The organism is Saccharopolyspora terrae, from assembly GCF_004348435.1.
In the GTDB taxonomy this organism is placed as follows: Bacteria; Actinomycetota; Actinomycetes; order Mycobacteriales; family Pseudonocardiaceae; genus Saccharopolyspora; species Saccharopolyspora endophytica.
The window spans coordinates 258,341-270,866 of sequence record NZ_SMKS01000001.1 but is presented as its reverse complement, the minus strand read 5'-3'; the positions used below and the strand labels follow the sequence as shown (position 1 = coordinate 270,866).

The 12,526-nt window shown below is 68.3% G+C and carries 9 protein-coding genes; 7 read left to right on the top strand and 2 right to left on the bottom strand.

Features of this window, described 5'->3' with window-relative positions:
* Nucleotides 1-6: 6 nt before the first annotated feature.
* Complete coding sequence (locus tag E1181_RS01410) at nucleotides 7-435, top strand: heat shock protein transcriptional repressor HspR (RefSeq protein WP_165944488.1); 429 nt, start codon at nucleotides 7-9, stop codon at nucleotides 433-435.
* A 262-nt stretch (nucleotides 436-697) separates the two neighbouring features.
* On the opposite strand, the gene E1181_RS01405 is transcribed toward E1181_RS01410, so the two are convergent.
* Nucleotides 698-1,801: an FAD-binding oxidoreductase gene (locus tag E1181_RS01405; protein ID WP_132672106.1), complete on the bottom strand. Its 1,104-nt coding sequence runs from the start codon at nucleotides 1,799-1,801 to the stop codon at nucleotides 698-700.
* 306 nt (nucleotides 1,802-2,107) lie between these two features.
* On the opposite strand from E1181_RS01405, the gene E1181_RS01400 reads away from it, so the two are divergent.
* The 5 genes from E1181_RS01400 (at nucleotide 2,108) to E1181_RS01380 (ending at nucleotide 7,791) form a co-directional block, all read left to right on the top strand.
* The gene (locus E1181_RS01400; RefSeq protein ID WP_408008954.1) at nucleotides 2,108-2,869 is read left to right on the top strand and encodes a pyridoxamine 5'-phosphate oxidase family protein; all 762 of its coding nucleotides are present in this window, start codon (nucleotides 2,108-2,110) and stop codon (nucleotides 2,867-2,869) included.
* Nucleotides 2,870-3,187: 318 nt separating this feature from the next.
* Nucleotides 3,188-3,652, top strand: coding sequence for a MarR family winged helix-turn-helix transcriptional regulator (locus E1181_RS01395; protein ID WP_235875634.1), 465 nt, complete (start codon nucleotides 3,188-3,190; stop codon nucleotides 3,650-3,652).
* A 155-nt stretch (nucleotides 3,653-3,807) separates the two neighbouring features.
* The gene (locus tag E1181_RS01390; protein WP_132671995.1) at nucleotides 3,808-4,299 is read left to right on the top strand and encodes a MarR family winged helix-turn-helix transcriptional regulator; all 492 of its coding nucleotides are present in this window, start codon (nucleotides 3,808-3,810) and stop codon (nucleotides 4,297-4,299) included.
* Nucleotides 4,296-6,803 (top strand): MFS transporter, encoded by a 2,508-nt coding sequence (locus E1181_RS01385; protein ID WP_132671994.1) that lies wholly within the window; start codon nucleotides 4,296-4,298, stop codon nucleotides 6,801-6,803. The genes E1181_RS01390 and E1181_RS01385 overlap by 4 nt, the downstream gene beginning before the upstream one ends.
* Before the next feature lie 121 nt (nucleotides 6,804-6,924).
* The gene (locus E1181_RS01380; RefSeq protein WP_132671993.1) at nucleotides 6,925-7,791 is read left to right on the top strand and encodes a YceI family protein; all 867 of its coding nucleotides are present in this window, start codon (nucleotides 6,925-6,927) and stop codon (nucleotides 7,789-7,791) included.
* 284 nt (nucleotides 7,792-8,075) lie between these two features.
* On the opposite strand, the gene E1181_RS01375 is transcribed toward E1181_RS01380, so the two are convergent.
* Nucleotides 8,076-9,653, bottom strand: coding sequence for an alanine/glycine:cation symporter family protein (locus E1181_RS01375; RefSeq protein WP_132671992.1), 1,578 nt, complete (start codon nucleotides 9,651-9,653; stop codon nucleotides 8,076-8,078).
* A gap of 226 nt (nucleotides 9,654-9,879) precedes the next feature.
* Here E1181_RS01375 and clpB point away from each other — a divergent pair, with 226 nt between their 5' ends.
* The gene (gene clpB, locus E1181_RS01370) at nucleotides 9,880-12,465 is read left to right on the top strand and encodes an ATP-dependent chaperone ClpB (RefSeq protein ID WP_132671991.1); all 2,586 of its coding nucleotides are present in this window, start codon (nucleotides 9,880-9,882) and stop codon (nucleotides 12,463-12,465) included.
* The last annotated feature ends 61 nt before the right edge of the window (nucleotides 12,466-12,526 follow it).

The following is a 12,526-nucleotide window of genomic DNA, read 5'->3' as shown; positions in this document are numbered from 1 at the left end:
CCGGAGATGGGATTCGCGTTCCCGCCCGGTTCCAACGAGGACACCCCGATGTTCGTGATCTCGGTGGCGGCGCAGCTGTCCGGTCTGCACGCGCAGACGCTGCGCAGCTACGACCGGCTCGGACTCGTCTCGCCCGGACGCACCGCGGCAGGCGGCCGACGCTACTCGCTGCGCGACATCGCGCTGCTGCGCGAGGTCCAGCGGCTCTCCCAGGAGGAGGGCGTCAACCTCGCCGGGATCAAGCGCATCATCGATCTGGAGAACCAGGTCGACGCGCTGCAGGCCAAGGTCACCGAGCTCACCGAGGAGGTCGCCGCGGCCTACGCGGCGGCGGAATCGGCGGCGGCCCAGATCCACGCCTCCTACCGCAGGGACCTCGTCCCGGTGCGCCAGGAGACCGCCCTGGTCGTCTGGAAGCCGAACCGCAAGCGGTAAGAAGTTGTGTTGGTCGTTTTGCGTGGCGGTGCGGGTGGCGGAACCTGAGGCGGCCCTCCTGCTCCGGGCGCGCCGACTCATGTATGCCAATACACCACGTCGACACGTCCTCACAGGAGGACCACCTCAGAACCCGCGGCGGTGCGAGCTGCTCAGGTGGTGAAGGAGAAAGCGGCTACGCCGCTTGTGAAGGCAACGAAAAGGCGCCTCCCCGTCGTGGGAGGCGCCTTTTCGCGTCAGGTTAGTGGCCGTTGAGCAGGACTCAGTCCAACGTAAAAGGGTCGTAGCGGATGTTGTCGAGGGTGGTGCCTGCGACGAGCATCTTCGAGACGGTGGCTCGGATCATCGCCGGGGAGCCGGAGACCAGCACGTCCCAGCCCTCCCAGGCGCCGTAGCGGGAGACGACGTCGGCGATCGTGCCGTGCTCGACCCCGTCGACGTTCGGGTCGTCCTCCAGCACGGCCGTGATCGTCAGCCACGGGTTGTGCATCGCGATGCGGCGGAGGTTCTCCAGGTCGTAGAGGTCGTCGCGGGTGCGTCCGCCGTAGAAGAGCTGCACGCGCGGGTTCTCGCCGTACTGGGCGAGGTCGTCGATGATCGCGCGCAGCGGCGTGACGCCGGTGCCGCCGGCGACCATCAGGACGTCCGGCGAGTTCTCCCGGTCGACCGTCAGCCGACCCATCGGCGAGCCGATCCGCCACTGGTCACCGGGCTGCGCGTGGCCGACCACGGCACGGCTGACCCAACCGCCCTCGACGGAGCGGACGTGGAACTCCATGACGCCGTCGTCGCTGGGCGCGTTCGCCGGCGACAGGTACCGCCACATCCGGGGCCGCTGGGGGACCTCGACGCTGACGTACTGGCCGGGCAGGTAGGGCACCGGGTGATCGGTCTGCACGCGGACCACCGCGAGGTCCCAGCTCAGCCGCTCGTGGTGCAGGACCTGGCCGGTGTACCAGGCGGGACCGTCGTCGGCGGCGGCCGCTTCGGTCATCGCCGAGGCCATGACCGTGTAGGCCTCCGCCCACGCGCGTTCGACCTGGTCGGTCCAGGAGTCACCGGCGTAGCGCTTGATGGACGCCAGCAGGGCGGTGCCGACCGCCTCGTAGTGCTGCGTGACGACACCGAACTTGCGGTGGTCGCGACCCAGCTGCTGCAGGAACGGCAGCAGCTCGTCGGGCTTGTCGACCATCTGGATGACGTGCACGAGCGCCCGAAGCAGGCGGCTGCGCTGCACCTCCATGTTGGCGGCGAACAGCTCGCGGGTGTGCGGCGCGATGCTGAACAAGGTGCCGTAGAAGAACTTCGCCACCTCGTCGGCGTGCGGTTCGACCACCGCGTAGCTCTCGCGGATGAGTCGAACCATCTTGCTCACACCGGAGTTGGACGGTTCGTTGTTCGGGGGCGGACCGGGGCTCAGTACGGCGTTCGTCATCGTTTCGGGCGCAGTCTTCTCCACGTTGGCGGCAGGCACCTGGGGTGGGCGCAACCGCTACCTGCAAACGTCCCCCGACATCAGGGGCGACCCTAACCCCTGATCGGACGTACGTCTGCCTTGATGGCACTTTCGAGTGCTTCGTAACTACTTCACGTAGATAATCCATCAGTCGGTCGGGGGAAAGCTAGTGGCCAACCTGTTACCGGACGGGGCGACGTGACACTGTGGTCCGCCGTGACCCCCGATCACATCAACCCGGTCGGCGTGGCTCCCGAGGCCATGCTGGACCTGGAGCTGTCCGACAGCACAACGCCCCCCGTCCCGATCCCCGCCCGATTATCCGAGCCGCAGCTCACCGACCCGTTCTGGCAGGAATCCCCGACTCTGCCCGGATCGGCCGGTGAGCACCTGCTCCAGAGCGCCTACGGCACCGAGAAGCGGGCCCGCCGCTTCTACGACGACCAGGTGCTCGACCGGCTCAACGACGAGATGAAGAAGTTCATCGGGCGCATGGAGCTGGCCTTCGTGGCCACCTCCGACGCCCGAGGCGAGTGCGACTCCAGCCTGCGGGCAGGCCCGCCCGGCTTCGTCGAAGTACTCGACGACCAGCACGTCTGCTACCCCGAGTACCGGGGCAACGGAGTGATGGCCAGCCTCGGCAACATCAGCGAGAACCCGCACGTCGGCATCCTCCTGGTGGACTTCGTCACCGATCTGATCGGCCTGCACGTCAACGGCAAGGCCCGCATCGTCGAGGACTCCGACCTGCGCGGCATCTACCCCGCGCTGCCCTCGGAGTTCGACCGCGGCCGCACGCCCGAGCGCTGGGTGGTGGTGCAGGTCGAGGAGGCCTACATCCACTGCCGCAAGCACATCCCCCGGATGATGCCCGTCCTGCGGGAACGCACCTGGGGCACCGACGACGTCAAGCGCAAGGGTGGCGACTACTTCAGCGCCAAAGGCATGCCTCGTCCCTGGCACGAGGTCTCCGCGTAAGACTCCGTGGTTGTCCTGCTCAGCGGTGCGGGTGGCGGAACCTCAGACGTCTTCTGGCTCCGGGATCCGAGACTTGAGTATGAACGGATACGCGGCGCTACGGCTGTCCTCGCCAGAAGACGTCTGAGAATCCGCGGCGGTGCGAGTTGCTCAGGTGGGGCACTGAGGAAGCGCCTTCGGCGCTTGCCTGACGGTGCTTGGTATCGGTGAGGCGTCTTCCGGTTGGGAATTGGGTTGACGAGTTCTCGGGCTGGTGCTCTGCGTTGCGGTCGTGCTCCCTAGAGTGGGGCGAAACGGTCGCGAGGTGCGGGGAGAGACGTGAGCGAGCAGGACGACGAGATCGCGGACGACCCCGCGCGCCGCGAAGCGGCCGAGGAGATCGAACGCGAGCTGGTGATGATGTTCCGCAACGCGCGGAACCTCTCCACGCACGTCGCCGCGCTGGTCCACCCGGACCTGGACCCGGCCTCCTACACGATGTTGCTGATGGTGGCCAACGAAGGACCGCTGCGCGGCATGGACCTGGCCGGCCGCACCGGCCTGGACAAGTCCACGGTCTCGCGGCAGATCGCCACCCTCGTCGACCTGGAGCTGCTGGAGCGCGCCCCCGACCCGGACGACGGCCGCGCCCGCCGCATCCAGCTCTCCGACCTGGGGCGGGAGCGCCTGGAGCGGGTGCGCGCCGAGCGCCGCAAGCACCTCCACGGCCAGTTCGCGAGCTGGAGCACGCAGGACCTGGCCGACCTCGCCCGACTGCTCGGCAAGCTGAACCAGACCAGCTGATCTGACGGTTCCGGCCCGCCTGCCCGGGCCCTGAATCGTCTCCTATCAAGCAAAACGGCCAAAACGGCCCGTGGTGCGAGTCACCCCCATTTCAGTTGCGTGCTGCAACCAAGTGGTCCTATTGTTGCCTAGAGCAACTAAAAGGATGGGCTCGCATGGGACCTACACCAGAGACCTGCGGTGAGCTGCTCCGCCCGCTCCGCGCCTTGATGGGCCTCAAGCAGGTCGCGCTGCAACGGGGGTTGCAGCTCTCCGACCAGGTTCCCTACGCCGCGGCGGGGCTGCTCACCGAGCTCGTGCACCGCGGCGAATGCCGGGTCTCCGACCTCGCTCACCACCGCATCGTCGATGCGTCCGTGGTGAGCCGGCAGGTGAACCAGCTCGAACATGCCGGACTGATCACGCGCCGACCGGACCCCGCCGACCGCCGGGTCTCGCTGCTGCGGACCACCGAGCTCGGCGACCGGGTCGTCGCCGAGCTCGAGCAGAAGAAGGCGGAGTGGATCGGCGAGGCGCTGGTCGGCTGGGAGGACGCGAAGGTCCGCGAACTGGCCCGGTTGCTCGGCGACGCGATGTCGGACATCCGCCGCCACACGATCGAAAGCGGAGATCACTCAGACTCCGGGATGAGGGAAGGAACTCGATGACCAGCTCGACGGAGACGGCGCCGAAGGTGTCGACTCAACCGAGCGCGCCGCACGAGTCGGCCCAGGACCAGGCGATGTCGCACCGCCAGATCCTGGAGGCCATGTCCGGCCTGATGTTGGCGCTGTTGGTCGCCATCCTCAGCTCGACCATCGTGTCCAATGCGCTGCCGAGGATCATCGCCGACCTGCACGGCACCCAGGGCCAGTACACCTGGGTCGTCACGGCGATGCTGCTGACCTCCACGGCCTCCACCCCGCTGTGGGGCAAGCTCTCCGACCTGTTCAGCAAGAAGCTGCTGTACCAGATCGCGATCACCATCTTCACCGTCGGCTCCGTGGCCGGTGGTTTCGCGCAGTCGATGGAGACCCTGATCGGTTTCCGCGCCTTGCAGGGCATCGGCATGGGCGGTCTGCAGGCGCTGATCCAGGTCGTGATCGCCGCGATGGTCCCGCCGCGCGACCGCGGTCGCTACAGCGGCTACATCGGCGCCACCTTCGCCGTGGCCACCGTCAGCGGCCCGCTGGTCGGCGGCGTCATCGTCGACACCCCGTGGCTGGGATGGCGCTGGTGCTTCTGGGTCACCGTGCCGATCGCCGTCATCGCCTTCATCGTGCTCGGCCGGGTGCTCAAGCTGCCGGTGATCAAGCGCGAGGTCAAGATCGACTGGTTCGGCGCGCTGTTCCTGGTCGGCGGCGTGTCGCTGCTGCTGATCTGGGTCTCGCTGGCCGGCAAGAACTTCGACTGGCTCTCGCCGGAGACCGGCTACTTCGTCGGTGGCGGCATCCTCGCCCTGATCATCGCCGTGATCATCGAGTCCAAGCACAGCGAGCCGATCGTGCCGCTGAAGATGTTCCGCAACCCCACGGTCACGATGGCCACCATCGGCACCGTCGCGGTCGGCACCGCGATGTTCGGCGGCGCGGTGTTCCTGGGGCAGTACTTCCAGATCGCGCGCAGCTTCAGCCCGACCACCGCGGGCCTGATGACGTTGCCGATGGTCGGTGGTCTGTTCATCTCCTCCACGGTCAGCGGTCAGGTCATCTCCCGGTACACCGGCAAGACCAAACCGTTCCTCGTGGTCGGTTCGATCGTGATGATCATTGCGATGGGGCTACTGAGCACCGTCGATCACGAAACGAACCTGGTGCTGGTGGGGGTCTACCTCTTCCTGATGGGCACCGGAGTCGGCATGCTCATGCAGAACCTGGTGCTGGCGGTGCAGAACGCCACCAGCGCCAAGGACATGGGCTCGACGACCTCCGTCGTCACCTTCTTCCGCACCTTGGGAGGTTCGGCTGGTGTGTCGGTGCTAGGCGCGGTGCTGGCCACCCGCGTTCAGGACTACATCGTGGAAGGGCTGGCGAAGATCCCCGGCGCGGCTCAGGCCGCGGCCTCCGGCGGCGGAACGGGATCGCTGGACGTCGGACACCTGCCCGGGCCGATCCAGACCATCGTCCGCGCGGCGTACGGGGATGCCATCGGCGACATCTTCCTCATCTCGGCGTGCGTCTCCGTGGTCACCTTCCTCGCGGTGCTGTTCATCCGCGAGAAGCCGTTGCGGACCACGATCGAAAGCAACGAGGAAATGGAGACGGCTTCAGTGGCCGCACACGAAGAGGGCCGGAACAACGGCGCGCAGATGAACTCCGCCCAGGCCAGCCCGTGGACCGAGCCGTCGATCCCGTCGTTCGCCTCCAACGGCGCGGCGCTGACCGGCCGGTTCGTGGATGGCCAGGAGCACGCCCCGCAGCGGGTCGTGCACGGGGTCGTCCACGACTCGATCGGCACCCCGGTGTCCGGCGTGGTGCTGACCCTCACCGACGCCAACGGGCGCCAGGTGGAGCGGGCGCGCACCGACAACGACGGCGAGTTCCACTTCGCCGTCGACAACGGCGGCACCTACGTGCTGATCGCCTCCGGCGGCAGCTACCAGCCCACCGCCTCGATGGTGGTCGTGGCCGATCGCCCGGTGCGGCACGACGTGCAGCTGCTCGGCGCTGGTGAGCTCAGCGGCCTGGTGCACGTCGGCGGTGTCGGCGTGCCGGGCGCGATGGTGGTGCTCACCGACGTGCGCGGCGAGGTCGTGGCCACCAACGCCACCGACGCCGACGGCGACTACGGCTTCTCCGACCTGGTCGGCGGCTCCTACGCGCTGACCGTCACCGCGGACGGATACCGTCCGGTGGCCCACCCGATCGTGGTCACCGATGGGGAGCGGGTGCGCCTCGACGTCGCCCTGCAGACCGGGGCGCAGCTCAGCGGCGTCATCCGGTCGGCCAACCTTGGCGTGCCGGTGCCGGACGCGCGGGTGACGCTGCTCGACGGTTCGGGCGCGGTGGTGGCCGCGGGGACCACCGACATCGACGGCAACTACCACTTCACCGACCTGCCCGACGGCGAGTACACGGTGATCGCCAGCGGTTATCCGCCGGTGGCGGGCTCGCTGCGGCTGACGGGCCAGGAGACGTCGCACGACGTCGACCTGGGCTACCCCGAAGGCTGACCGGTCGCACCGGCACCACCCGGAGGTCACGGTCGTGCTGCGGCGGGCGGGATCGACTGGACGTCGGCCCGCCCGCTGAGCAAGATCATGATCGAGCTCTGCTTCAAAGGAGTGTTTTCAGATGGATCTCGGCCAACCGCAGGCCGCGGCCGCCAACGGCGAGACCGGTGCCGCCCGGGGTTCCGGGGCGGTGACCGCCTCGGTGCGCGGCAGCGACGGCTGGCCGGTGCCGGAGGCGGTGCTCACCGTCATCGACGGTAGCAGCACCCAGGTCGCACGAGCTCAAGGCGACGCCCAAGGCTCGGTGATGGCCTCCGGCCTCGCCGCGGGCGCCTACACCGCGATCGTCACCGCGATCGGCCACGAGCCGGTCGCCCGCACCACCCTGGTGCACGAGGGAGCGACCGCCAACCTCGGTGACGTCGAGATCCGCCGCATCGGCGGCGCCGACCTGCCCGCCCCCGGGCTGTGGCGGATCGACCCCGTGCACTCCTCCATCCAGGTCACCGCCAAGCACCTAGGCCTGAGCAGCATCCACGGCCGCTTCAACGAGTTCTCCGGCGAGGTGCGCATCGGCACCCCGATCGAGAAGTCGCTGGTGGAGGCCCGCATCAACGCCGACACCATCGACACCGGCAACAAGCTGCGCGACGACCACCTGCGCACCGAGGACTTCCTCAACGTCGCCGAGCACCCGGAGATCACCTTCCGCTCCACCGGGCTGCGCCCGCGCGGCGGCGACAAGTGGGACCTGGCGGGCGAGCTCACCATGCTCGGCGTGAGCAAACCGGTCATGCTGGACACCCGCTTCGACGGAGTCGGCCCCGACCAGTGGGGCGGCACCCGGGCCTCGGCCTCGGCGGTCGCGCAGCTGCGTCGCGACGACTTCGCCGTGCGGTTCAGCCAGTCCCTCAAGAGCGGCATCGCCACCGTCGGCACCACCCTGCGCGTGCAGATCGACATCCAGGCGGTGCACGAGCAGGAATGAGACCAGGAGCGGTCTGCTGTGGCTGGCTCGGCCGCTCCTAAGAAAGAAGGAGCCGTGCGCACGTCGGGGGTGCGCACGGCTCCTTCGTTTTTCGACCCGGATTACCGCCGTAATCAGGGACCTGATTACGGTCGTAATCCGTGACCCGGTCGCGGTCGTAACCCTTGCCTCGCTGAGTGCTGCGGTAGGTCCGTGGACGGAATACCGCCGTAATCAGGTGGCGGATTACGGCCGTATTCCCGTGCCCGGTTACGGCCGTAATCCGGTCAGATCTCGGACTCCGTTCAGACGCCGGACTTCGAGTCGATCTTGCGGACTTCGCCGGAGCGGATCTTGGCCTTGTAGTCGGCCAGCTCCCGCTTGACCACCGGGATCATGATGTAGAGGCCGATGATGTTGAACAGGGCCAGCAGGAACAGCACCGCGTCGGTGAAGTCCATGACGCTGCTCAGGCTCAGCACCGAGCCGACGATCACGAACAGGCAGAACACGACGTTGTAGATGTTGCGGCTCACCGAGGTGTTGCCGAACAGGAACAGCCACGCGCGCTGGCCGTAGTAACCCCAGGTGATGATCGTGGAGACGGCGAAGAGCACGACCGCCACGGTCAGCACGTACGGGAACCAGGGCAGGACCTCGGCGAAGGCTTGCGAGGTCACCGTGACGCCGTCCGGCTCCTCACCGCCGGCCAGCACCGCTTTCTGCCCCTCGACCCACAGCTGCGGCTGCGCGATGACGATGGTCAGCGCGGTCATGGTGCAGATGATGACGGTGTCGATGAAGGGCTCCAGCAGCGCGACCAGGCCCTCGGTGGCGGGGTGCTGGGTGCGGACCGCGGAGTGCGCGATCGGCGCCGAGCCCAGACCGGCCTCGTTGGAGAACGCGGCGCGCTGGAAACCGACGATCAGCACACCGATGAGACCGCCGAACCCGGCCTCCGGGGTGAACGCGCCCTGGACGATCGTGACGACCGCGTCCGGCACGGCGGTGATGTTGACGCCGATGACCGTCAGCGAGGCCAGGACGTAGATGATCGCCATCGCCGGGACGAGCTTGCTGGTCACCGCGCCGATGGACTTGATACCGCCGACCACGACCGAGCCGACGACGATCGCCAGGATGATGCCGAAGATCAGCGCGGCACCGTCGGAGCCGAGCAGCCCCTCCTCGCCACCGGTGACGTCGCGGACCTGGGCGAAGGTCTGGTTGGCCTGGAACATGTTGCCGCCGCCGATCCCGAACAGCAGGATCATGATCGCCGCCAGCACGGCGAGCACCTTGCCCAGGCCGCGTCCGAAGGCGTTGGGGATCCGCTCGGCGAGGCCCTTGCGCAGGTAGTGCATCGGACCGCCGTGAACGTTGCCGTTCGCGTCGATCTCGCGGTACTTCACACCGAGGGTGCACTCGACGAACTTGGTCGCCATGCCGAGCAGACCGCAGAGGATCATCCAGAAGGTGGCACCCGCGCCGCCGACGGTGACCGCGACACCGACACCGGCGATGTTGCCCAGGCCGACGGTTCCCGACAGCGCTGAGGACAGCGCTTGGAAGTGGTTGATCTCGCCCGGTTCGTCCTTGCTGGTGTACTTGCCGCGCACCAGGTCGACCGAGAGCTTGAAGTTGCGGATCTGCACGAAACCGAAGACCAGCGTGAACACCGTCGCGGCGATCACCAGCCAGGCAACGATCCACGGGAAGGTCACGCCGAGGACGGTGATCTCACCGAACACGAACCCGGAGAAGGCCTCCGAGATCGGCGTGAAGACGTTGTTGATGGTGTCCTCGATGCCGGCGAGCGGACCGGCGTCGGCCGCAAGGACGAGTTCGCCGTCCGGCGGCGCGGTCCCCAAGGTGTATGTCATGGCGCAATAGCCAAGCGGGCAAAATCACTGAACGCAAGCACTGTGCGTAACAATCTGCGGAAGGTTGGTCCGATTGGTCAGACCTATGTTTACTCGCTGTGAAAACAGTAAATTAGTGTGAAACTGGGCTTGAGCGGAACACGCTCAACTTTTGTTACGTTGGACGTGTGGAGTCTGGTGCCGACAAGCGGGACGACCAGGCACGACAACCGGCACGAGGTGAGGAATGGACGCGTTCAACCCGACGACGAAGACCCAGCAGGCGATCTCCTCCGCGGTCCAGGCCGCCACGATGGCGGGAAACCCGGACGTGGGCCCCGCGCACGTGCTCGGCGCCCTGCTCGCGCAAGGCGACGGGCTGACCGCACCGCTGCTCACCGCCGTCGGAGCGGACGTCGCCGACGTGCGCCGCGAGCTCGACTCGCTGACGAACTCGCTGCCCGCCGCCACCGGCAGCACGGTCGGCGCCCCGCAGCTGTCGGGCGAGGCCGTCAAGGCGCTCACCCGGGCGCAACGCCTGGCCACCGAGATGGGCGATGAGTACGTCTCCACCGAGCACCTGCTGGTCGGGTTGGCCGCCGAGGGCGGCCGCGTCGCCGACCTGCTGCGCAAGCACGGCGCCACCCCCGACGCCCTGCGGGAGGCGTTCGCGCAGGTGCGCGGCTCGGCCCGCGTGACCAGCCCCGATCCCGAAGGCACCTACCAAGCGCTGCAGAAGTACGGCCAGGACCTCACCGAGCGCGCCCGCGCAGGCGAGCTCGACCCGGTCATCGGCCGCGACGCCGAGATCCGCCGCGTCGTGCAGGTGCTGTCCCGCAGGACCAAGAACAACCCCGTGCTCATCGGTGAGCCCGGCGTCGGCAAGACGGCCATCGTGGAGGGCCTCGCGCAGCGGGTCGTCGCGGGTGACGTGCCCGAATCGCTGCGCGGCAAGCGGGTCGTCTCGCTCGACCTCGGTTCGATGGTGGCCGGCGCGAAGTACCGGGGCGAGTTCGAGGAGCGGCTCAAGGCGGTGCTCAAGGAGATCACCGAATCCGCCGGTCAGGTGATCACCTTCATCGACGAGCTGCACACCATCGTCGGCGCCGGGGCTTCCGGCGACGGTTCGATGGACGCGGGCAACATGATCAAGCCGATGCTGGCGCGCGGCGAGCTGCGCATGGTCGGCGCGACCACGCTCGACGAGTACCGCGAGCACATTGAGACCGACGCCGCGCTGGAACGCCGCTTCCAGCAGGTGCTCGTCGGCGAACCGAGCCCCGAGGACGCCGTGGCGATCCTGCGCGGGCTCAAGGAGCGCTACGAGGTCCACCACGGCGTCCGGATCACCGACGGCGCCCTGGTGGCCGCGGCGACCCTGTCCGACCGCTACATCACCGCCCGCTTCCTGCCGGACAAGGCCATCGACCTGGTCGACGAGGCGGCGTCCCGGCTGCGCATGGAGATCGACTCGCGCCCGGTGGAGATCGACGAGGTCGAGCGGGCCGTGCGCCGGCTGGAGATCGAGGAGATGGCGCTGGCCAAGGAGTCCGACCCGGCTTCGGTCGAACGGCTCGCCGCGCTGCGCGCCGAGCTCGCCGACCGGCGCGAGAAGCTCTCCGAGCTCACCGCGCGCTGGCAGCAGGAGAAGGAGTCCATCGACAAGGTCCGCGACCTCAAGACCCAGCTGGAGCAGCTGCGCGGGGAGTCCGAGCGCGCCGAGCGCGACGGCGACCTCGGCAAGGCCGCCGAACTCCGCTACGGGCGGATCCCCGCGCTGGAGAAGGAGCTCGACACCGCCACGCACGCGCAGACCGAGCGCAAGGCGATGCTGCAGGAGGAGGTCACCGCTGACGACGTCGCGGACGTCGTCAGCGCCTGGACCGGCATCCCCGCGGGCCGCCTGATGGAGGGCGAGACCACCAAGCTGCTGCGGATGGAGGACGCCCTCGGTGCCCACGTCGTCGGCCAGTCCGAAGCGGTGCGCGCGGTCTCCGACGCGGTCCGGCGCACCCGCGCCGGTGTCGCCGACCCGGACCGGCCGACCGGATCGTTCCTGTTCCTGGGCCCGACCGGGGTCGGCAAGACCGAGCTGGCCAAGGCGCTGGCCGGGTTCCTGTTCGACGACGAGCGGTCGATGATCCGCATCGACATGAGCGAGTACTCCGAGAAGCACTCGGTGTCCCGCCTGGTCGGCGCCCCGCCCGGCTACGTCGGCCACGACCAGGGCGGTCAGCTCACCGAATCGGTGCGCCGCAGGCCCTACTCGGTGGTGCTGTTCGACGAGGTCGAGAAGGCCCACTCCGACGTCTTCGACGTGCTGCTGCAGGTCCTCGACGACGGGCGGCTCACCGACGGGCAGGGCCGCACGGTCGACTTCCGCAACACGATCCTGGTGCTGACCTCCAACCTCGGGTCGCAGGCCATCGCCGATCCCAACCTCGGCGAGCGGGACCGCGACGAGGCCGTGATGTCGGTGGTGCGCGGGCATTTCAAGCCCGAGTTCCTCAACCGGCTCGACGACGTCGTGGTGTTCCACCAGCTCAACACCGAGGAGCTCACGTCCATCGTGGACATCCAGGTGGACCGGTTGGCCAAGCGGCTCGCGCAGCGGCGGCTGAGTCTCGACGTCCAGCCGGCGGCGCGGGACTGGTTGGCGCTCAACGGTTTCGACCCGGTCTACGGCGCGCGGCCGCTGCGCCGCCTGGTGCAGTCGGCCATCGGTGACCAGCTGGCCCGCAAGCTCCTCGGGGGCGACATCCGCGAGGGCGACAAGGTCCGCATCGACGTCACCGACGACAACGAAGCCCTCACCGTCGAACCCGCGGAGTGACCTCACGGCCGGGTGAACGATTCGAATTTCGCGCGAAATTCGAGCCCGAACTTCGGCGTTC